The sequence below is a fragment of the Streptomyces sp. NPDC088745 genome (genome assembly GCF_044751045.1).
GTDB lineage: Bacteria > Actinomycetota > Actinomycetes > Streptomycetales > Streptomycetaceae > Streptomyces > Streptomyces cremeus.
Genome location: NZ_JBIVLB010000007.1, coordinates 1 through 20,643 on the forward strand (window position 1 = coordinate 1; position 20,643 = coordinate 20,643).

Sequence of the window (20,643 nt, forward strand, 5' to 3'; positions counted from 1 at the left end):
CCCGGCGCCCCCCCCCCCGCCGCCCCGGCCCCGGCGGGGCCGCCCCCGCGGGGTCGCACGGGCCGCCCCGGGGGGGGGGGGGGGGGGGCGCGGGGGGGGGGGGGGGGGGGGTGTAGTGGCCGGAGAAGAAGGCGCGGGTGGCTTGGGTGTGGAGGGGGAAGGCCAGGGGGGCCGGTGCGGGGAGGACGTGCCAGCCGGTGGTTTCCGGGGTCGGGGCGGGGGGCGGGAGTTCCGTGAGGTCGCGGGTGGGGAGGAGGCCGAAGAGGAGGAGGTGGCCGGTGGTGGAGCTGAGGGCGTCGGCCAGCCGGACGTCCGAGGCGCGCGCCGGGATGCCGGTCTCCTCGCGGAGTTCGCGGGCCACCGCCGCGCGCCAGTCCTCACCGTGGTCGATGAACCCGCCGGGGAGGGCCACCCCGCCGCGTCCCGGGTCGATGGTGCGGGTGATGACGACGAGGCCGGTGCCCGCCTCGGAACGTACGGGAAGGAGGGCGACCGCCACCGGCAGCGGGTTGCGGTAGGCCGTCTCGCCGCAGGCGGCACAGGTCCGCGGCCAGGTGGACGTGTCCGTGTACCGGGTGCCGCAGTGGGTGCAGTGGGCGTGATTCACGGGGCGACTGTAGGACGTCATGGGGTTCCCCCGGCAGACCCCCGGTGGTAGACGGGGCGCATGAGACGACGACTCGGTTCTGTCCTGTGCGGCCTCGGCGCGGGCGCGCTCGCGCTGCTCACGGTGGCCGCCGCCCCCTCCCCCGCCCGGCCGGAGCCCACGGCGCCAAGGGCCTTCGTGTCGCTGCGGTCCGTCGACCCGACGATCCTCCAGGACATGCGGTACGCCACCGCCCACACCTTCCTGGGGGAGCCGGTCACCGGCTACCGGCAGCCCGTCTGCCTGCTCACCCGGCCCGCCGCGGAAGCACTGCGTACGGCACAGCGGAAGCTGCTGCGCCAGGGGCTGAGCCTCAAGGTGTACGACTGCTACCGCCCGCAGCGCGCCGTGGACCACTTCGTACGGTGGGCGAAGGACCTGGACGACACCAGGATGAAGCGGGAGTTCTATCCGAGGGTCGACAAGTCGAGGCTCTTCGCGGACGGTTACATCGCCGAGAAGTCCGGGCACAGCCGGGGCAGCACGGTCGATCTGACGATCGTGGAGCTGCCGGCCCGGCCCACTCGGCCGTACGTGCCCGGGGAGCGGCTCGTGCCCTGTTTCGCTCCCCAGAAGGAACGTTTCCCGGACAACTCCGTCGACATGGGCACCGGTTACGACTGCTTCGACACCCTGTCGCACACGGACGACCCGCGCGTCTCCGCCGTGCAGAAGGCCAACCGGCAACTGCTGAAGAGGACTCTCGCCGCGCAGGGCTTCACCAACCTGCCCGAGGAGTGGTGGCACTTCACGCACAAGCCGGAGCTCTTCCCCGGCACGTACTTCGACTTCCCGGTCTCGAAGCGGTCCCTGGGCGAGCGCTGACAGCGCCGACAGCACGAGAGCCGACAGCACGAGAACGGGCTGCCAGGACCACCCCCGTCGGCCCCGGCAACCCGCTCTCTCTCCTACCGGACGCCGAATCGCGGTCTCCGGTTCTCGGTATCCGCCACCGGTTCCCCGCGATCCCGGATCGGCATACGGTGCCGTCATGCAGCAGACCACCGAGCGCGTCTTCGACTCGTACGAGGAGTTCTGGCCCTACTACGTGGCCATGCACTCCCGCGCCGCCACCCGCTGGGTGCATCTGACCGGCACCCTCACCGGGCTCGCCGTCAGCGCGTACGGTCTGGCGCGCGGGCGCGGGCGGTACGCGCTCGCGCTTCCGCTGATCGGGTACGGGGCGGCCTGGCCCGCCCACTTCCTGATCGAGAAGAACAACCCGGCGACCTTCGGCCACCCCGCCTGGTCACTGCGCGGCGACGTGCAGATGATCCGGACGATGCTCGCGGGACGCGACGCGGAGCTCGCCGAGACCGCGCGGAAGTGGCTCGCCGAGAACCGCTGAATCGGTGGACTCCCTTTGTCGTCGGGCTCCTTGACGCTCCCACACGGCCGGTGAACACTTCCCGGTGTCAGTCGGTGTCACCGCACCACCGGCGCCGACGCGTGCGGTGTTCCGCCGCGCCGTGCCCTCCCCCGCCGGCGGCCCCGACCGGCCCGGCAGCAGGCTCGTCGCGGTGCCCTGGTGGGGGAACGGGAACTCCTGCCCGTGGCCCGGGGACTCGGCCGCCGGGTACGCGCCCTGAAACCCTCACGGACCGGGGGCCGCCCCGGGCGACGCCTGGAAGCCGCCGCTCATGGCCGGTTGGAGCAACTGGGAGGTTCTCCGCGGCCCGGGCCCCGGGCTGGATCGCCATCGCGTCCGGCTGGGGGTTCGGGGTGCCGGCCGGCGCGATCTCGGTCCGCGGCTCGTGCGCGCGATCCCGCCGGACCCGGACAAGGGCACGTCGGACCGGGGTCACGCCTGAGTGCCGATCGCGGGTCGGCCGGCCGGCGGCGCACCCGGCGGGCTCGTCCGCCACCTGGTGTTCCGGGCCGGCTCCGGACAACCGAAATCAGCGAGGGGACCTCATGACCGACAGCAGCGAGAAGTTCGTCGCGGCGATCGACCAGGGCACCACGTCCAGCCGCTGCATCATCTTCGACCACGGCGGCGCGATCGTCGCCGTCGACCAGCGCGAACAGCGTCAGATCTTCCCCAAGCCGGGCTGGGTGGAGCACGACGCCGCCGAGATCTGGTCGAAGGTGCAGGCGGTGGTCGCGGGGGCGCTCGCCGGGGCGGGGCTGCGCGCCGACCGGCTCAGCGCGCTCGGCATCACCAACCAGCGCGAGACGACGGTGCTCTGGGACCGGGCGACCGGCAAGCCGGTGCACAACGCGATCGTCTGGCAGGACACCCGCACCTCCGCCCTGTGCACCGAACTCGGCGGCACCGACGGGCAGGACCGGTTCCGCGACCGGACGGGCCTGCCGCTGGCGAGTTACTTCTCCGGCCCCAAGGCCGCCTGGCTGCTCGACCACGTACCCGGACTGCGCCACCGGGCCGAGCGCGGTGAAATAGCCTTCGGCACGATCGACTCCTGGCTGATCTGGAACCTCACCGGCGGCACCCGGGGCGGCGTTCACGTCACCGACGTCACCAACGCGAGCCGCACGATGCTGATGAACCTGGAGACCCTCCAGTGGGACCCGGAGATCCTCTCCGCGATGCGGGTCCCCGAAGCCGTGCTGCCCGAGATCAGGTCGTCCGCCGAGGTGTACGGCACGGCCGTGGGCCCGCTCGCGGGCGTTCCGGTCGCCTCGGCGCTGGGCGACCAGCAGGCGGCGGTCTTCGGGCAGGCCTGTTACGACACGGGGACGGCCAAGAACACGTACGGAACGGGCAGCTTCCTGCTCCTGAACACCGGCGGCCGGCCGGTGCCCTCCAGGAACGGGCTGCTCACCACCCTGGGCTACCGGCTCGGGAGCGAGGCCCCCGTCTACTGCCTGGAGGGCTCGATCGCCGTCACGGGCGCCCTGGTGCAGTGGTTCCGCGACCAGCTCGGCATCATCCGCGACGCGGAGGAGATCGAGCCGCTCGCCGCGAGCGTGCCGGACAACGGCGGGGCGTACATCGTGCCGGCGTTCTCCGGTCTGTACGCGCCCTACTGGCGGGCCGACGCGCGCGGAGTGGTCACCGGGCTGACCCGGTACGTCACCAGGGCCCATCTGGCGCGGGCGGTCCTGGAGGCGACGAGCTGGCAGACCCGGGAGGTCGTGGACGCCATGTACCAGGACTCGGGGGTGCGGATCACGACGCTGAAGGCCGACGGCGGGATGACCGGCAACAACCTCCTGATGCAGCATCAGGCGGACGTGCTGGACGTGCCGGTGGTCCGGCCGAAGGTGTCCGAGACGACGTGCCTGGGCGCCGCCTACGCGGCCGGACTGGCGACCGGGGTGTGGTCGGACCTGGACGAGCTGAAGGCGCACTGGCGACGCGACGCGGAGTGGACGCCGCGCATGACGGCGCCGGAGCGCGAGAGCGAGTACCGGAATTGGCGCAAGGCCGTGGAACGCAGCTTCGGCTGGCAGCAGGACGGACAGGAGTAACCGGCACTACGATCGACCGGGCGGCGCGTCGTACCGTGGACGCCGTCGCTCGACCGCATCGCGCGGGCGGGGCCGACGGCCGCGGTCCGCACCCCAGTCGGCGGGGGTGCGGACCGCTTCGCGTTCCCGTCGGGAACGGAGTTCACACGCCCCTGTGACCTGCGGTGTCACGAGGTGGCGGTGGCGCGGCGGCGGCTCGCGGAGACCTCCAGGGCGTGCTCCACGACGCCGATCAGCACGTCCTTGACCGACTCCCGGTCACGGGCGTCGCACAGCATCACGGGCACGTCGGGGTCGAGATCGAGGGCGGCGGCGACGGACTCGGCGGGATGCCGGGGCGCGCCCTCGAAGCAGTTGACCGCGACCGTGAACGGAATCCCGCGGCGCTCGAAGTAGTCCACCGCGGCGAAGCAGTCCGCGAGGCGGCGGGTGTCGGCGAGGACCACCGCGCCGAGGGCGCCCTGCGCCAGCTCGTCCCACAGGAACCAGAAGCGGTCCTGTCCCGGCGTGCCGAAGAGGTACAGCACGAGGTCCTCGCGCAGGGTGATGCGGCCGAAGTCCATGGCGACGGTGGTGGTCGTCTTGGACTCCACGCCATGGGTGTCGTCGACGGGCCGGCCGGCCTCGCTGAGGGTCTCCTCGGTGCGCAGGGGGCGGATCTCGCTGACCGCGCCGACCAGGGTGGTCTTGCCCACCCCGAAGCCGCCGGCGACGAGAATCTTGAGCGTCACCGGCTCCACGGGCCGCTGCTTGCGGCTGGAACGCCCGAAAACCATGTCTGGGTTTTCTCCCGATCTTGCTGTGGTGCGGAGTGGCCTGCTTGCGGTGGTCCGGAGTGTCCTGCGCCGAGTGCTCAGAGCGCGCGCAGCCCGTCGATGACTTCGCGCAGCAGGCTCTCGTCCGGCAGTTCCGCGGGTTCCACCGGCCTGGTGACGTGGACGAGTCGCTCCTCGACCAGGTCGCCCACCAGGACGCGTACGACACCCACCGGCAGGTCGAGCGTGGCGGCCAGTTCCGCGATGGACTGCGGACTGTCCTCGCACAGCCGCACGATCTCGACGTGCTCGGGGGCGAGCGTGTGGTCGCCGCCCGGGTCCTCGGCCGCGGGTTCCGGGATGACGACCGCGATCAGGTCGAGCCGGTGCCGGGTCGCGCTGGTGGTGCGGCCGCGGGTCATGGCGTACGGGCGTACGACGGGCCCCGCGTCGGCGTCGAAGAAGTGCGCGTCCGGCCGGCGTGCGCCGGGGGCCGGACGTCCGCGGGCGGCGGCCTCGCGCTCCTGGCTCCTGGGGAGGCCCGCGTCCCGTGCGGTGCGGGCGGGCCGGTCGGCGCGTGCGCTCCTGGGGGTGCTTGCATCGTTCATCCCGGCTCCGCTCACCCGTTGACCGGCAGGCCGGTCCGGGGGGCGGTCCCCAGGTGGACGCCGACCCGCTTGACCATGAGCGTCATCTCGTACGCGACCTGGCCCACGTCGGAGTCGGCGTCGGCCAGGACGGCGAGGCAACTGCCGTCGCCCGCTGCGGTGACGAAGAGGAAGGCGTCCTCCAGCTCGACGACGGTCTGGCGGACCCGGCCGGCCTCGAAGTGGCTGCCGACGCCCTTGGCGAGGCTGTGGAAGCCGGAGGCGACGGCGGCGAGGTGCTCGCCGTCCTCCCTGGTCAGGGACTGGGAGGCGCCGGTCGGCAGTCCGTCGCTGGACAGGACCAGGGCCTTGCGGATGGCGCGGACCCGGTCGACGAGGTCGTCCAGGAGCCAGTTGAGCTCGCCGGAACCCCGGCCCGAGGCGTTGTGTGCTGCGGCGTTCGGTGCGGTCATCGACCGTCTCCCTCTGCTGTCGTTCCTGGTGCCGTCTCGGCCTGGTCGGCTGGTGTGCGGCCGGGCGCGGTCCCGGCGCGGTCGGCCGGCGTGAGTCCGGGCGTCGTCCCGGCGCGGTCGACGGCCGGCGTGCCCTGGGGCGCCCCGGTCCGGTCGGCTCGCGCGGTATCGGGCGCCGGTACGGTCGCGGCTCGTCCGGTGGCGGCGGGCTCGGCCTCGTTCTCGCGGCGGCCGCGCTGCCAGCCCCGCTGGAGGGAGGCCATCCGGCTGCGCACTTCCTCGGCGTCGCGCTCGGGCTCCGGGTCGGCGGCCGGGCGGGGGGCCTCGGCGGTGCGGGACGCCTCCCCCTCCTTCTTGAGCTGTGGGGCGAGGCTGGCCTGCCGGACGCGGCGCGGGAGGGCGCCGGGGGCCGGCGCCTCCTCGGGGCTCGCGGGAGCGGCGGGCTGCTCGGTGCGCGGGCCGATCCGGCGGCCGTGCTCGGCGACCAGCGAGGGCTTGCGGCGGGGCAGCGGTACGGGCGCGTCCGGGCGGACCGATTCGGCGCCGTCCCGGCCGGGCTCGGGGGCCTGCTGGTGCTGCACGCGGGACGCGTCCGCGATCCGGGGGCGGGCGGTGCTCTGGGGGCCGCGCCGGGGCGGGTCGGCGGGGCCCCGGCCGCGCGGCTTGTCCTGGCCCCGGCGGGGCTTGTCCAGGCCGCGGGAGCGGAAGACGCCGCCGCGTTCGCTCTCGGTGTCGTCCAGGTCGCCGAGGAGGCCGCCGGGCGCGGTGGCGCCGAAGGCGGGTGCGGGTTCCAGGCCCAGGCTGCCGAGCGGGGCCTCCAGTTCGACGGGGCCGTCGAGCCGGGGGCGGGGCGCGGGGGTGCGGCCGACGGCGGTGAGGTTCTGGCGGCGGCCCGAGCCCGCGGACTCGTCCGCGCGGTCGCGGTCGGAGGTGCGGCGGTCCCGGCCGAGGGGGTGGCGGTCCCGCTCGGGGGTGTGGCGGTCCTGGTCGGGGGTGTGCTCGATGCCGAAGCCGGCGCCCTCCGTGTCGGGGGCCTCGGTCAGGAGGGTCGCCGGGATGAACACGACGGCGGTGGTGCCTCCGTACGGGGACTGCTGGAGGGAGACCCGGACGTTCTGCCGCTGGGCGAGGCGGCTGACCACGAAGAGGCCGAGGCGGTCGGTGTCGGAGAGCTCGAACTCGGGCGTCTCGGCGAGCCGGAGGTTGGCGTCCAGGAGGACGTCGGTGGCCATGCCCAGCCCGCGGTCGTGGATCTCCAGGGTGAAGCCGTTGGCGACGCGCTCGCCGAGCACCTGCACGGCGGTGTGCGGGGGCGAGAACACCGTGGCGTTCTCCAGGAGTTCGGCGATGAGGTGCGTGAGGTCGGCGACGGCCGGCCCGCCGACGCCGATCCGCGGCAGCCGCCTGACCTCGATGCGCTCGTAGTCCTCGACCTCGGCGACGGCCGCCCGTACGACGTCCATCAGCTGGACGGGCTTGCGCCACTGCCGGGACGGGGCGGCACCGGAGAGGATCACCAGGCCCTCGGCGTGGCGGCGCATGCGGGTGGTGAGGTGGTCGAGGCGGAAGAGGTCGGCGAGCTCGTCGGTGTCCTCGGTGCGGCGCTCCATGGCGTCCAGGAGGGTCAACTGCCGGTGCAGCAGGACCTGGTTGCGGCGGGCGAGGTTGACGAAGACCTCGGAGACGCCGCGGCGCAGCTCGGCCTGGCGCACCGCGGACTCGACGGCGGCCCGTTGCAGGGTGTTGAGGGCCTGGCCGACCTGCCCCATCTCGTCCTTCTCGTAACTCCGGCGCGGCGCCTCGGTCTCCACGTCGACGGTCTCGCCCGCCGCGAGGCGGCGCATCACGGCGGGCAGGCGGACGCCCGAGGCCTCGTGCGCGTCCTTGCGGAGCCGGTTCAGGTCACGGACCAGGGAGCGGCCGATGCGGACGGAGACCACGACGGAGACGATCAGGGCGAGGAAGCCCAGGACGCCCGCGGCGCCCGCCTTGAGGAGCACGTTGAACGCCACCGGTTCGACGCGGTCCTGGTAGTTGTCGCCGGCCTCGGTGCCCCGGCGGGCGAGGCTGATCAGGACGGGTGGGGCGGCGTCCTTCCAGGTCTGCTCGCTGACGGCGGTGGGCCGCCTGGTGGCGCCCTGTTCGAGGAGTTCCTTCTCGGCGGCGCGCAGGGGGGCGGTGTCGGGGCCGTTCCACAGGGTGTCGTAGGCCTCGCGCTCGAACGCGGGGAGCTGTTCCAGGCTGGTGTTGTAGAGGATGTCGCGGCCCGCGATCAGTCCGGTGAGGGTGCGTATCTCGTCGGCGGTGATCTGTCCGGCGACCAGGGCGGAGGCGATCAGGGCGTCCTCGCGGGCGACGAGTTCCCGGGCCCGGGTGGCGCCGACGAGGGCGCGGCCCTGCTTGTCCATCTCCACGTCGCGCACCACGTGCAGGTTCGCGAGGAAGGTGTGGCAGGGGTCGACGAGCATGTTGTAGCGGGTGAGGGCGTCCTTGCGGCTGACCGCGCTGTTCTGGACCAGGCGGCGCAGCGGCGGGAGGGTGTCGAACGCGGCGAGGACGGCGGTCAGGCGGTTCGCCGACTGTTCGTTCAACTCCCCCACGATGGCCGGGTTCTTGGCGCTCCTGCGCAGGGTCGCGAGGGCGGTGTCGGTGGCCCGGCGCTTGGCGCTGAGGTCGGTGAGCGCCTCGGAGCCGCGTTCGTCGGCGAGGTAGACGAGGGTCTGGCGGCGCTCCGCCTGGAGGACCTGGACGGCGTCCTCGACGGGCGAGCCGATCTTCTCCACGACGTAGGAGACTTCGAGGAGTTCGCTCGCCTCGCGTCCGGTGAGGACGGTGGCGAAGCCCCAGAGGGCGGTGAGGGAGACGAGCGGCACCAGCAGCAACGCCACGATCTTCCGGCGGATGGACTTTCCGCGAAAGCGCATGGCCTCCCCCAGCTCAACCCCGCGCGGCGGGGTGGTGTTCCGTCTCGTTCGGGCGCTCCGCGGCGGCCCGTTCCCTGCCTTCGTCAACGCGCAGCGTCAACAAACGGCGTGAGCCTACTACTGCACCATGGGCAACTCGAAGACTCGTCCGGTCGATTTTCAGCCGCCCGGCCCTCTCGGGATCGTGACTTGTCCAGGCAATACGGGAGTTGAATACCGTGCCAGTGGCACAGGACACCGGGCGGAAGGCGCTGCTCCGGACTTCTCGGGATGGCCGGATGTGTTCGTTCCGTGTCCTGTGTGCGGGAATCTTTCGGGTCGCATGCTCGTCCTTGTGTACGGGGAGACGAACGGGAGCAGGAGGTGGCTGCGTGAGGCACCACAAGCCGGGCAGGCACTCCTGAAGGCACGGATTCCGGGCCTGAGTTGAACGGTGGGGAGTGTGCGGTCATGAACACGCAGGAACGTCCCGGTGCGGCGGACGAGGGGCGGGAGGAGCAGGAGGGGCCACGGCCGTTGTGGGTCGAGGAGCCCGCGGTGCGGTGGCGGTTGCCGGACCCGGTGCGGACGTCGGCGGTGCGGGCGGTGATCATCGTGGCGCTGACGCTGACACAGGCGATGGTCGCCTTCCTGAGCACGCTGGCGGGGTCCTGGCTGGCGTTCCCGATGGTGCTGAGCACCGTGGCGAGCACGGTGGCGGCGACCTGGGGGGTGCTGGACGTGTGGATCACCCGGCAGGTGTGGAACCAGCGCATGGGGGTGGTGTCCGTGCCGAGCAGCACGGCGCGGCAGTTGCGGCGGGAGCGGCGCGACGCACGGCGCGCGGCACGCAAGGACGAGCGCATACGGAGCCGGGGTCCGCGCGGACACCGCGGCTCGGGGCGGCTGTCGGAGGCGTGAGGGGCGCCCGGCTCGCGTTCGGACCGGGCCGAGGGGCCGCTGCCGGTACGGGCCCGCCGGCCGGTGGGTGAGCGGCGGGCGCGGATGGGGTCCGGTGGGCCGGGGAAGCGGCGCGGGCCGCCGCTTCCCCGGCCCGCCGCCTACTCGGCCTGCGGCTCCTCCGCCGGGGTGCGGCGGAACATCCGGGTCGCCGTGATCTCGCCGTGGATGGTCTCGCCCTCGGTGCTCTGCTGCGGCAGCCCCGGCCGCAGGTGCTCCTCGACGCTGATGTACTTCAGGCCCGCCCTGAGGTCCGCGTCGTTGCGCAGCCGGATGACCAGCGGGAACTCCGCGAGCGCCGTCGTGTCGAACAGGCCGGTCGTGTAGAGGAGCTGCACGCCGAGCGCGTCGGAGACGGCCCGCTGGAGTTCCAGCAGGTACGTGGCGTTGGCGCGCCCGATCGGGTTGTCGAGGAAGAGCGTGCCGGCGTGCCGGTGCTTGTCGCGCCCCCGGTCGTTGCTGCGCAGCGCGGCCATCGTGCAGTACAGGGCGATGGCGGCGGTGAGCAACTGGCCGCCGGAGAAGACGTCGCCCATCTGCCCGACCGGCACCCGCTCGGCGCGCAGCACCGCGTCCGGCTTCAGGATCTCCACCGCGATGCCCTTGGGCTCCAGCGCCGCCTGGACACCGCGCAGCAGCAGCGACATTCCGTCGCGTCGCATGTCGGAGTTCTTCTTCACCGCCGCCCGGGTCGCCTCGTCGACGACCTCGCCGAGCCGCTCCACGAGCGTGGCCTGATCGGGCTCCTCGAAGCGGATGCGCAGGAACTCCTGCCCCGACCACTCCCCCAGGCCCTCGGGCAACTGCGAGAGCCGCTGTGCCGAGCGCAGGGTGGCCAGCGCGGATTCCACCAGCCCGCGCAGCCGGTCCACGATGCTGTCGCGGTTGCGCTCCAACTGGGCCAACTCGTCGGTGAGGACGCGCAGTCGGGGCGCGAAGGCCGCCTCCCACGCCGCCGCGTGCTCGGGCAGGGCGGCCGCGGGCAGCTCCCTGATCTGCTGGCGGGCGGGGGTGCGCACCTGCTCGTACCGGCTGGCGTTGGCGTGCCGTACGAGGACGTCGCTCGCCTCGCGGACGGCGGCCTCGGCGGTCGACAGGTCGCCCGTGCAGCCGCGCAGGGAGCGGCGCGCCTCGGCGGCGGAGTGCCGGGCCTCCTCCAGGGTGCCGGGGTAGGGCTCGGGGTCCTCATGGCCCTCCTCGTCCTGGTGGTGGTCGCGCAGCAGGTCGCGCAGGAGGGCCGCCGTCTCGTCGAAGCCGCCGGCCGCGTCCTCGGCGGCGCGGTGCGCGTGCAGCAGTTCGCCGTGCGCCGCGCGGGCGGTCTCCAGCGCGGCGGTGCGGGAGGCGAGTTCGGCGGTGGCGGTGCGCAGCAGGGCCTGCGCGTGCTCGGCGTCGGAGGGCACCAGGTCCGCGGGCAGCCCGGTGTGCGACGCGCCGTCCTCGGGGGCCAGCCGTTCGGCCTCGCCGCGCAGCCGGCCGAGCTGCTCGCTGGCGGTGGACGCCCGGCTCTCCAGGGTCTGGACCAGGGACTCGGCGCGGGCGACGGCGGCCTGGCGGGACGGGCCGTCGGCGCCGTCGTTGCTCTCCAGGAGCTGGCCGGCCCGGGTGCGGACCTTGTTGCTGAGGCGGTTGAGTTCGGCGAGGGCAGCACTCTCGTCGCTCTCCGCGCGGGCCTGTTCGGCGCGCAGGTCCGCGCCGACGCCGACCTTCTCGTAGAGCTGGGACGCGGCCCGGTAGGCCTCGCGCAGTGCGGGCAGTGCCGCGCGCGGGGCGTCCGGGTCGGGCTCCGGGAGCGTCTCGGGGGCGCCCGCGATCTCGGCGCGCTCGGCGCGCAGGGTGCGGGAGGTGCGGTGGGCGTCGTCGGCGGTGCGCTGGGCGGTGCGGCGGTCCTCGTCGGCGGCCTTGGCGCGCTCCAGGCAGGTGGCGGCGCGGGCCTCCGACTCGGCGGCCTCGTCGGCGAGTTCGCGCAGCTTGGCCTGCCATCCGGCGCGTTCGCGCAGCCGGTGGGCGAGACCGGCCAGGACGTCGGCGGCCCGGCGGGCGCGCTGGGCGGCCTCCTGGCGTTCCTCCCGTACGCGGGCGGCGTCGGCGGCCGCCTCGTCGGCCTCGGCCCGTACCGTACGGGCTTCCGCGAGGACGGCGTCGGCGGCGTCGGCGGCTTCCCGGGCGCGGGCGGCGGCCTCCTTCAGCTCGGCGAGCATGCCGGGCGGGCAGTCCTCGCGCCAGGAGCCGAGCCGGGCGGCCAGGGTGCGGTCGCCGGTCAGGCGGGCGGCGAGGGTGCGGATCTCCTCGTCGCGGGCGGCGGCCCGCTCGCGCAGCGCCTGCCGCTCCTCGTCGGCGGCGTGCTCGTCGTGCATGGCCGGGTTCGGCGGTACCAGGAAGACCGCCCCCGGGTCCGCGGAGTCGCTGGTGCCCGGCACCGGCGCGAGCAGCGCGGAGGCCGTGCCGACGGCGACGGCGGAACGCGGCAGCAGGGCGGCGCCCACGAGCGCTTCCCTGGCCCGGGCGTGCGAGGCGGGGTCGGTGATGACGACGCCGTCGACGAGTTCGGGGCGGGCGGCGAGGACGGCCGCGTGGTCGGCGGGGTCGACGGCCTGGGCGAGGTAGCGCCAGCCGGGCAGGGCCGGGATGCCGTGCTCGCCGAGGTACTCGACGGTGGCCAGGACGTCGGGGCTGGGCGGCAGGAGGCCGCCGTCACCGAGCGCGCCGAGGATGCGGGAGTCGTCGGCGGCGGCGGTGCGCAGTGCGAAGAGCTGGCGTTCGGCGGCGGTGACGCCCCGGTCCAGGAGGGCGAGGAGTTCCTCGGCGTTGCGGTCCAGCTCCTCGACGGTGAGGGGGCCTTCGGCGACGGGGCGGCGGGTGCGGGGCGCGGTCGCGGTGGCCGGGCGCCGGGCGCCGGGCGCGGCGGCGTCGGGCGACGTGGACGAGGAGGGGGGCGCGGGTGACGCACCGGAGGATCCGTGCTCCGCGTCCCTGGCCTCGCCGTCGCCGCTGCGCGGCTGCGGGAAGGCGGCGCCGGAGTCGGCGGCGGGCAGGCTGAGCAGCTCCGCGAGGCGCTCCTCGGCCGCGATGGAGGCGGCGGCCCGGTGCTCCGCCTCGTACGCGGCCGTGGCCGCCCGGGCGGCGTCGGCGGCGCGGGCGGCGGTGAGTTCGGCGCGGGCGTCCTCGGCGGCGGCCTCGCGGGCCCGGTCCGCTGTCGTACGGGCGGCTTCGCGCGCGGTGTCCCAGGCGGCGACGGCGCTCTTCTCGGCGTCGGAGGCCGCGAGGGCGGCGCGCGCCGGGTCGGCGTCGGGGGCGCTGTCGTCGAGCCAGCCGGCCCGTACCGCTTCGCTCGTCTCCTGCTCGACCTCGGCGAGGCGCTGGCGCAGGTGGCCGATCTCGCTGCGGGCGCGCTGCGCCTCGGTGGCGGCGACGGTGGCGTCGCGGTGCGCGGCCTCGCCGGCCTCCTGGAGGGCGGCGGAGCGTTCCTCCTGCTCGGCGGCGACGCGCTCGCCGTCCTCGGCGGCGCTGTGGAGCGCTCGTACGAGATCGACGGCGGCGGTGGCGCGGGCGGCGAGCGCCGGGGCCGCGTCGCGCTCGGCGTCGCGGATGGCGACGGCGACGCGGGCGGACCGGTCGGCGGCGGCGCGGTGGCGCAGCACGGCCTCGGCGGCCTGCCAGGCGGCGTGCAGGGTGCGCGCGTCGGCGAGCTCCTTGCGCTGGGCGGCGGCGCTCTTCTCGGCGGCGGCGAGGGACAGGGAGGCGTGGCGGTAGGCGAGTTCGGCGGAGATGAGCGCGCCGTGGCCGCGCGCCGTCTCGGCCTCGGTGACGGTGTGCGCGGCGGCGGCCACCTGTTGTGCGAGTTCCGCCGTACGGCCGCGTTCCTCGGCGGCGCGGGCGGAGAGGCGGCGGGCCAGCGTGCGGGTGCGGCGTTCGGCGGCGCTGTGGACGTCGCGGGCACGCGCGCGCGTGTCGGCGGCCTCGACGATGCGGCCGAGCAGGTCGACGGAGCCGGCGGTGAAGTCGCGTTCGGCCATCAGTTCGGCGCGGCGGCCGAGTTTGTTGCCGAAGCCGTGGACGAGGTCGGCGAGGCCGTCGGTGTCGCGGGTGTCGGTGACGGCGCGCAGCAGGAGGTCGGTGAAGTCGGAGTCCTTCTTGACCGCGAAGAGGCCGGCGGCCTCGCCCTCGTCGGCGTTCATCTCGCGCTGGTAGCGGAAGAGTTCGGGGTCGAGGCCGAGCTCGGTGAGGTGCTCGTTCCAGCGGTCGTGGATCTCCTCCCAGTGGACGTCGAGGTGGGGGTACGACTTGCCCGCCTCGGTGATCGCGTCGCGGAAGCCCTTCATGGTGCGGCGGCGGCCCTGCGCGCCGGACGCGCCCTCGGCGGAAGGGCGTACGGCGGTGGACTCGGCGACGGGGAGGGAGTCCAGGCTGAGGCCGGGGCCGGGGCGGAAGGAGTACCAGGCCTCGGCGAACTTCCGGGGGTCGCCCGAGACCTGACGGCCGCGCCACTCGCTGACCTTGCCGACGACGACGCACTCGCCGGTGAGGGTGTGCTGCCACTCCAGGGCGACGTGCCCGCAGTCGTCGGCCAGCAGGAACTTGCGCAGCACGCCGGAGCTGGCGCCGCCGAGGGTGTTGCGGTGGCCGGGGAGCATCACCGAGAAGATCAGCTTGAGCAGGACGGACTTGCCGCCGCCGTTCTCCAGGAAGAGCACGCCCGCGGGCGCGGGGCGGCGCGGCGGGCCGACGGGCTCCTCCTCGAAGAACTCCGCCTGGGTGGGCGCGGGGTTCGGCACGGGGGCGCCGACTCCGCGCAGGTCGAGGACGGTGTCGGCGTAGCGCGCTCCGGCGGGGCCGATGGAGTACAGGCGGACCCGGGACAACTCGTACATGGCGGCTCAGTCTCTTCTGCGTCTGTCTTCGGTCGTCTCGGCGGTGCTACGCGTGGAAGGGCAGGCCGGCGTCGGCCGGGAGGCCGAGGTCGTCGGCGTCGGTGGGCGGCACGAGGGTGGCGGTGCCGTCGGTGACGGGGACGATGCCCAGTTCCAGGAGTTCGGCCAGGGCGGCGTTGCCCGCCAGGTCGCGGACCTGGAGCTGGTAGCGGGCGGTGGTGCGGTAGGAGCCGCCCGCGTCGTCGCCGGTGCGCTGGAGGAAGCCGGAGTCGGTGAGGAAGGCCATGGCCTTGCCGACGATGCCGGTGGTGGAGCCGGCGAGGCGGCGGGCGTCCTTGGTGGCGCCGGTGGCGCTGCGGCGGGAGTAGACGCGCCAGGCGGCTTCCAGGCCGGGGGCGTCGGTGGTGGGGTCGGTGTTCTCCCCCGCCTCCTCGGCGCGCTCTTCGAGGCGGCGGCAGGCCTGGCGGACGAAGGCGTCGACGCCGTTGACGGTGAGGCGGCCGACGTAGCCGTCGTCGGCGAGGTCCTCGGGGCGCGGGAAGGCCATGGCCGCCACGGCGAGGTGGGCGAGGCCGTGCAGGAAGCGGTCGGCGGACTCGGCGGAGGCGCGGCGGGCGTAGTCGCCCATGCGGACGGCGAAGACGGAGTCCTCGTCGGCGGAGACGGCCATGCCGGCGCGGGTGGAGACTTCGAGGACGACGAGGCCGAGGCCGGTGGCGACGGCGTCGGCGAGGCGGGCGAAGGGGGCCTCCTCGCGGTAGCGGCGCAGGAGGTCGGCGTACTCGGCGTCCCGGGCGGGGAGCAGCTTGGGCTGGAGGCCGAAGGAGACGAGGCGGGCGGCGTCGGCGGCGTCGGCGGGGGTGAGGGGGGCCGGGGCGGGAGCGGGGGCCGTGTCGACGGGGTCGGCGCTCCACGCGGGGGGGTGCTCTGCGTGGGGGTCGTTCACGGCCTGGGCTCCTTGGGGGGTACGGGGTGGGGGTGCGGGGCGGCGGGGATGGCGGGGACGGGCTGAGCGGTGGCGTGGCGTGCGGCCGCGGTGGCCCGGAGGGTGTCGCGGCGCGCGGCCGGAATGGGGGTGGGCCGGGGGGTGGGGGTCTCGGCCCGCACGCGACGGTGCGGCTCCGCCCCCTTGCCCGCCCTCCCCCAAGCTCTCGGCTTCGCTCGAGCAGGGGGTGCCTCCCTCGCCCCCGGGGGGGGCGGCCCCGCCGCCCGAGGGGACGGGGGAAGCGCGGGGAGCTGCGGGGACTCGGGGAGCTGACGAGGCCTAGGGAGCTGCGGGGGGTCATGACGCCTCCGCGCGGGCGGTGGCCATGCCGGCCGAGTCGAGGAGGGCCGTGCCCACGATCAGGTCGGCGCCGCCGAAGTCGGGGTCGTCGAGCCGGGTGCCGTCGTCGACGGCGAAGAGCAGGCGCTCCTCGCCCTGGCGGTAGGCCGTGCCGACGGGCGGGCTGGCGGCGTGCACCGCGAGCAGGGCGACCAGGTAGGCCAGGTCGTGGCCGCCCGCGCGGCGGGCCTCGGCCAGGAGGCCCGAGAGGCGGCGGGGCGCGTCGTGCGGCAGGTCGAGCAGGGCCGTCGCGTCGGCGAGCTGCTCCTCGCTGAAGCGGCTGTCGTCCGGAGTGGCGACGAGGTCGGGCTCGGGCATCTCCGCACCGAGGTGCTCGCGCTCCACGGGCGGGGTGAGAAGTATGTCGACGAGGTCGCCGACGCGCACCGAGGTGGGCGTGCGGAACCCGGCCCCGTGCGCGAAGAAGGCGTCCGTGACGCGTATCGCGTGCTCCAGGGGCAACGGCAGTGCCGGGGCGACCAGTTGGCCGTACAGGTCGAGGCCGGAGTGCGCGGAGAGGGGGGCGAAGGCCTGCCGGTCCTGCTCGGCGCGGAACAGCGGCCCGGCCTCCAGCAGGCGGGACTGGAGCTGGGTGTGGCGGCGGATGCAGTCCTTGACGATGTCGACGAGTTCGGCGGCGCGGCGCTTCTGCTCGGGCTCCTCGGACTCGTCGCGGGCCTTGCGGATGTTGGTGAGGATCGCGTTCTCGTGGCGGTAGCGGTCGGCGACGTGGTCGAGGGCCTCGGCGATCATGTCCGGTACGGCGTTGAGCCAGTCGACCGCGCGGACGTTGCGCCGGGTGGCCTCCAGGGTGCGGCGCAGCGTCTCGGCGTACTGGACCGTGCGGTAGCGGGCCTGTTCGGCGGCGAGCTGGGCGTCGGCGAGGCGGCCCCGGTTGATCAGGACCTCCAGCTTGACCTCGGCGGCGATCTGGGCGCTGGTGACGTCCGTGTCGAGGGCGCCGACCAGGACGTTGACGGCTTCGTCGGTGGTGCGCAGGAAGACTCCGCCGCCGTATCCGGCGACCTCCTCGACGAGTTTGAAGTCGTAGTCGCGGCGGGTGTAGACGCCGTCGGCGGAGAAGGTGCCGTAGACGGCGCGGAAGCCCCGGTCGACGCTGCCGACGTTGATCAGGTTCTCCAGCACCCAGCGGGCGACGCGCTCGTGCTCGGCGGCGGGGCGGCGGGGCGCCTGGGCGGCGACGCGGGGCAGCAGCCGGGAGAGGATCTGCTCGTGGTCGGCGCCGGTGTCGAAGTCCATGTTGAGCGTGATCAGGTCGATCGCGGCGAGGGCCACCTCGGCCATCGCGTAGACCGTGTACTCGCCCGCCAGGTTGGCCTTGCGCACGTCGAGGTCGTGCAGCGGCGCGGTGCACGCGAGCGCGCGCAGCCGCCGCGCGAGCCCTTCGTCGGCGGCCGGGCCCGGGGCGGGGCGCGGCCCCGCGCTGAGCTGGGGTGCGGCGAATTCCGTGGTGGTATCCGTCGAGGCAGGCGAAGTCACGTGGCACAGATTAGGTCCTCGCACTGACAACGGTCGAAACGGCCCAGATGGGACCGCTCGCGCCGCCGGTTCGAGGGGGTCGGCCCCCGGACCGGGCGCGCCGTTCAGACCGTCCAGTCGCCGCTCTCGATGTGGCGGGTGTACACCTCCACGAGGTTGGCCCGCGAGTCGTCCAGGTAGCGCGCGAGGAGCTTCTCCGCGCGGGCGCGGTCGCCGAGTTCGAGCGCCCCGACGATCATGCGGTTGCGCACCAGGTAGGGCTGGTGCAGGCCGTGCGGGTCGGACACGACGTGGAAGGCGAGGCGCAGTTCGGCCAGGACGCCGCGCATGAGCTCGTCGGTGCGGGGGCTGCCCGCGAGGGCGACGAGTTCGCGGTGGAAGTGGATGTTGGCGGTCGAGACGCGCTTCCAGTCACCGGCCGCGGCGGCCCGCTCGCCCTCGGTGACGGAGGCGTCGAGGGCGCCGACGGCGTAGGGCGGTTCGCCCAGTCCCCGCACGACGGCGCACTCCACCAGCCGGCGGGTGCGGTAGATGTCCTCGACGTCCGCCACGGCGAGCACGCGGACGAAGACGCCCCGGTTGAGTTCGTGGACGAGCAGGCGCTCGTGGGTGAGCAGCCGGAAGGCCTCGCGCAGGGTGTTGCGGGAGACGCCGAGCGCCTTGCCGATGCTGTCCTCGGAGAGCCGTTCCCCGGGCGGGAAGTACCCCTCGGCGATACGGGTGCGCAGGACGTCGGCGACGCGTTCCGCCGTGCTGGTGCGGCCCAGCAGCGGGCGGTCGTCCGCCAGGCTGCCCACTCCGGTGTCCGTCGTCACGACAGTGCCCCCAACTCCCCTGCCGCACCGGTGTGTTCCGGTGGGCTCCTCCATCGTAAAAGACTTCGTAGGAACGAAGAATGCACGGACAGAAGCCTTGTCGGATCGTTCAACAATCCTCTACGTTGACGAAAGCGCACGGTCCGTGGGAGCACACGGACCGTGAAGTGCACGGCCCGTGAAGGGAAGCGTCCGTGGACGTACCCGGTCCGTGACGGTGCACGACCCCTGAACGGCTCTCCCCTCCCCTGACGAGCGAGGCGCAGATGAGTACGACACAGGCACACAAGCAGCAGGGCGAACTCCCCGAGGACGGCGGCGTGTTCGGCTGGCTCCGCGCGCTGGGGCCGAAGGGGCGGCGGGCCTTCGGCGGGGCGTTCGGCGGATACGCCCTGGACTCCTACGACTTCTTCACCCTCCCCCTGGGCATGTTCGCGATCTCCGCGTACTTCGCCCTGGACAACGGGCAGACGGGCCTGCTGACCACGGTGACCCTGGTGGTCTCGGCGGTGGGCGGCGCGATCGCGGGCATCGTCGCCGACCGCATCGGCCGGGTGCGGGCCCTGATGATCACGGTGGCCACCTACGCGGTGTTCACCGTGGCGTGCGGCTTCGCGCCCGACTACGAGACGCTGCTGGTCTTCCGGGCCCTCCAGGGCCTCGGCTTCGGCGGCGAGTGGGCGGTCGGCGCGATCCTGGTCGCCGAGTACGCCACCGCCAAGAACCGCGGGCGCACCCTCGGCGCGGTGCAGAGCGCGTGGGCGGCGGGCTGGGCGCTCGCCGTCGTCGTCTCCACGCTGGTGTTCCAGTTCCTCGACCAGGACACCGCCTGGCGGGTGCTGTTCTGGACGGGCGCGCTGCCGGCGCTGCTGCTGGTGTACGTACGCCGCAATGTGAGCGACGCCCCCCAGGCGGCGGCGCAGCGGCGCGAGAGCGGCCACAAGGGGTCCTTCGCCGCCATCTTCCGGCGGGACCTGCTGGGCACCACCCTGTTCGCCGTGCTGCTGTCGACCGGTGTGCAGGGCGGCTACTACACGCTGGCGACGTGGGTCCCGACGTACCTCAAGACGGAGCGCGGGCTGACCGTGGTCGGCACGGGCGGCTACCTGACGTTCCTGATCTCCGGCGCGTTCGTCGGCTACCTGTGCGGCGGGTACCTCACCGACGTGCTGGGCCGGAAGAAGAACATCGCCCTGTTCGCGGTGCTCTCGGCGATCTGCATCCTGGCGTACACGAACATCCCCGCGGGTGCGAACGGCCTGGTCCTGGTGCTCGGTTTTCCGCTGGGGTTCTGCATGTCGGCCATCTTCAGCGGCTTCGGCTCCTTCCTGAGCGAGCTGTACCCGACGGCGGTGCGCGGCACGGGCCAGGGGTTCACGTACAACACGGGCCGTGCCGTGGGGGCGTTCTTCCCGACCATGGTGGGGTTCCTGTCGGGCAGTTGGGGTGTCGGCGGGGCGCTGGTGTTCGGCGCGGTCGGCTACGGCCTGGCCGTGGTGGCACTCCTCGGGCTGCCGGAGACGCGCGGCAGGGAGCTGGTGTGACCGTGACGGACGTGGCGACGGCGCGGGCGCCGCGCGAGGCCCGGGAGCGGTGCCGGGCGGGTGCCAGGGGCACGACGGCGGGCTGGGCGCCCGGGTACGTGCAGGCCAACCTGCTGGCGGTGCCGGCGGACTGGGCGTACGACGTACTGCTGTTCTGCCAGCGCAACCCGAAGCCGTGCCCGGTGCTGGACGTCACCGACGCCGGGGCGTGGACGACACCGCTGGCACCGGGCGCGGACCTGCGTACGGACCTGCCGGGTTACCGGGTCTGGCGGCACGGCGAACCGGTCGAGGAGCCGGGCGACGTCGTCCGGCACTGGCGCGAGGACCTGGTGACGTTCCTGGTCGGGTGCAGCTTCACCTTCGAGACGGCGCTGGTGGCCGCGGGCGTGCCGATGCGCCACGTCGAGCAGGGGCGCACCGTGCCGATGTACACGACCCGGCGGCCCTGCCGTCCGGCGGGGCGGTTGCGCGGGCCGATGGTGGTGTCGATGCGGCCGGTGCCGCCCGAGCTGCTCGGCGCGGCCATCTCCGAGAGCGCCCTGCTGCCCTCGGTGCACGGCAGCCCGGTGCACTGCGGGGAGCCGGGCGGGCTGGGCATCGCCGACCTGTCCCGGCCCGACTTCGGGGACGCGGTGGTGGCGGAGCCGGGGGACATTCCGGTGTTCTGGGCGTGCGGGGTGACGTTGCAGGCCGTGGTGGCGGCGTCCCGGCCGCCGTTCGCGCTGACGCACGCGCCGGGGCGGATGTTCGTCACGGACGCCCGCGACGAGCAGTACCGGGTGGCCTGAGACGGCAGCCGTACCGACACACGTGCCGAGCTCCCAGGAGGC

General features: G+C 74.3%; 14 protein-coding genes and 1 pseudogene. 6 read left to right on the plus strand and 9 right to left on the minus strand.

Features of this window, described 5'->3' with window-relative positions; all coding sequences use genetic code 11:
• Positions 1-112 precede the first annotated feature (112 nt).
• Positions 113-628, minus strand: a pseudogene (locus ACIP93_RS19540) (NUDIX domain-containing protein); the annotation flags it as partial.
• A 39-nt stretch (positions 629-667) separates the two neighbouring features.
• On the opposite strand from ACIP93_RS19540, the gene ACIP93_RS19545 reads away from it, so the two are divergent.
• The 3 genes from ACIP93_RS19545 to glpK all read left to right on the plus strand — a co-directional run bounded on the left by ACIP93_RS19545 (position 668) and on the right by glpK (position 4,081).
• Positions 668-1,471 (plus strand): M15 family metallopeptidase, encoded by an 804-nt coding sequence (locus ACIP93_RS19545; RefSeq protein ID WP_401760636.1) that lies wholly within the window; start codon positions 668-670, stop codon positions 1,469-1,471.
• 166 nt (positions 1,472-1,637) lie between these two features.
• A complete protein-coding gene (locus tag ACIP93_RS19550) occupies positions 1,638-1,994 on the plus strand; it encodes a DUF962 domain-containing protein (RefSeq protein WP_345225115.1) in 357 nt (118 codons plus the stop codon).
• 566 nt (positions 1,995-2,560) lie between these two features.
• Positions 2,561-4,081, plus strand: coding sequence for a glycerol kinase GlpK (glpK, locus tag ACIP93_RS19555; RefSeq protein ID WP_401760638.1), 1,521 nt, complete (start codon positions 2,561-2,563; stop codon positions 4,079-4,081).
• 167 nt (positions 4,082-4,248) lie between these two features.
• Here glpK and ACIP93_RS19560 read toward each other — a convergent pair whose 3' ends face one another.
• The 4 genes from ACIP93_RS19560 to ACIP93_RS19575 form a co-directional block, all read right to left on the minus strand.
• Complete coding sequence (locus ACIP93_RS19560; protein WP_345225112.1) at positions 4,249-4,857, minus strand: ATP/GTP-binding protein; 609 nt, start codon at positions 4,855-4,857, stop codon at positions 4,249-4,251.
• A gap of 77 nt (positions 4,858-4,934) precedes the next feature.
• Positions 4,935-5,444, minus strand: coding sequence for a DUF742 domain-containing protein (locus ACIP93_RS19565; protein WP_345225110.1), 510 nt, complete (start codon positions 5,442-5,444; stop codon positions 4,935-4,937).
• 11 nt (positions 5,445-5,455) lie between these two features.
• Positions 5,456-5,896: a roadblock/LC7 domain-containing protein gene (locus ACIP93_RS19570; protein WP_345225108.1), complete on the minus strand. Its 441-nt coding sequence runs from the start codon at positions 5,894-5,896 to the stop codon at positions 5,456-5,458.
• Positions 5,893-8,820, minus strand: coding sequence for a nitrate- and nitrite sensing domain-containing protein (locus tag ACIP93_RS19575; RefSeq protein ID WP_401760640.1), 2,928 nt, complete (start codon positions 8,818-8,820; stop codon positions 5,893-5,895). The genes ACIP93_RS19570 and ACIP93_RS19575 overlap by 4 nt, the downstream gene beginning before the upstream one ends.
• A 450-nt stretch (positions 8,821-9,270) precedes the next feature.
• Between ACIP93_RS19575 and ACIP93_RS19580 the strand changes: the two genes are divergently transcribed.
• Complete coding sequence (locus tag ACIP93_RS19580; RefSeq protein ID WP_401760642.1) at positions 9,271-9,720, plus strand: hypothetical protein; 450 nt, start codon at positions 9,271-9,273, stop codon at positions 9,718-9,720.
• A gap of 140 nt (positions 9,721-9,860) precedes the next feature.
• Here the strand turns inward: ACIP93_RS19580 and ACIP93_RS19585 are convergent, their stop codons facing one another.
• The 4 genes from ACIP93_RS19585 to ACIP93_RS19600 all read right to left on the minus strand — a co-directional run bounded on the left by ACIP93_RS19585 (position 9,861) and on the right by ACIP93_RS19600 (position 18,266).
• Positions 9,861-14,627: a hypothetical protein gene (locus ACIP93_RS19585; RefSeq protein WP_401760644.1), complete on the minus strand. Its 4,767-nt coding sequence runs from the start codon at positions 14,625-14,627 to the stop codon at positions 9,861-9,863.
• A gap of 46 nt (positions 14,628-14,673) precedes the next feature.
• Entirely contained in the window at positions 14,674-15,573 is a 900-nt protein-coding gene (locus tag ACIP93_RS19590) for a hypothetical protein (protein ID WP_380837889.1), read from the minus strand.
• A gap of 336 nt (positions 15,574-15,909) precedes the next feature.
• The gene (locus ACIP93_RS19595; protein ID WP_345225102.1) at positions 15,910-17,451 is read right to left on the minus strand and encodes a hypothetical protein; all 1,542 of its coding nucleotides are present in this window, start codon (positions 17,449-17,451) and stop codon (positions 15,910-15,912) included.
• A 104-nt stretch (positions 17,452-17,555) separates the two neighbouring features.
• The gene (locus ACIP93_RS19600; RefSeq protein ID WP_401760647.1) at positions 17,556-18,266 is read right to left on the minus strand and encodes a GntR family transcriptional regulator; all 711 of its coding nucleotides are present in this window, start codon (positions 18,264-18,266) and stop codon (positions 17,556-17,558) included.
• Between the two features lie 266 nt (positions 18,267-18,532).
• Here ACIP93_RS19600 and ACIP93_RS19605 point away from each other — a divergent pair, with 266 nt between their 5' ends.
• Positions 18,533-19,810, plus strand: a complete 1,278-nt coding sequence (locus ACIP93_RS19605; RefSeq protein WP_401760649.1) for an MFS transporter — start codon at positions 18,533-18,535, stop codon at positions 19,808-19,810.
• A complete protein-coding gene (locus ACIP93_RS19610; protein ID WP_401760651.1) occupies positions 19,807-20,601 on the plus strand; it encodes a putative hydro-lyase in 795 nt (264 codons plus the stop codon). Before ACIP93_RS19605 ends, ACIP93_RS19610 begins: the two co-directional genes overlap by 4 nt.
• Positions 20,602-20,643 lie beyond the last annotated feature (42 nt).

What these genes read in the sequence shown, in the direction of transcription:
- ACIP93_RS19585 (WP_401760644.1), bottom strand. Translation starts at nt 14,627, where the DNA reads ATGTACGAGTTGTCCCGGGTCCGCCTGTACTCCATCGGCCCCGCCGGA.
- ACIP93_RS19570 (WP_345225108.1), bottom strand. Translation starts at nt 5,896, where the DNA reads ATGACCGCACCGAACGCCGCAGCACACAACGCCTCGGGCCGGGGTTCC.
- ACIP93_RS19605 (WP_401760649.1), top strand. Translation starts at nt 18,533, where the DNA reads ATGAGTACGACACAGGCACACAAGCAGCAGGGCGAACTCCCCGAGGAC.
- ACIP93_RS19545 (WP_401760636.1), top strand. Translation starts at nt 668, where the DNA reads ATGAGACGACGACTCGGTTCTGTCCTGTGCGGCCTCGGCGCGGGCGCG.
- ACIP93_RS19565 (WP_345225110.1), bottom strand. Translation starts at nt 5,444, where the DNA reads ATGAACGATGCAAGCACCCCCAGGAGCGCACGCGCCGACCGGCCCGCC.
- glpK (WP_401760638.1), top strand. Translation starts at nt 2,561, where the DNA reads ATGACCGACAGCAGCGAGAAGTTCGTCGCGGCGATCGACCAGGGCACC.
- ACIP93_RS19560 (WP_345225112.1), bottom strand. Translation starts at nt 4,857, where the DNA reads ATGGTTTTCGGGCGTTCCAGCCGCAAGCAGCGGCCCGTGGAGCCGGTG.
- ACIP93_RS19550 (WP_345225115.1), top strand. Translation starts at nt 1,638, where the DNA reads ATGCAGCAGACCACCGAGCGCGTCTTCGACTCGTACGAGGAGTTCTGG.
- ACIP93_RS19580 (WP_401760642.1), top strand. Translation starts at nt 9,271, where the DNA reads ATGAACACGCAGGAACGTCCCGGTGCGGCGGACGAGGGGCGGGAGGAG.
- ACIP93_RS19575 (WP_401760640.1), bottom strand. Translation starts at nt 8,820, where the DNA reads ATGCGCTTTCGCGGAAAGTCCATCCGCCGGAAGATCGTGGCGTTGCTG.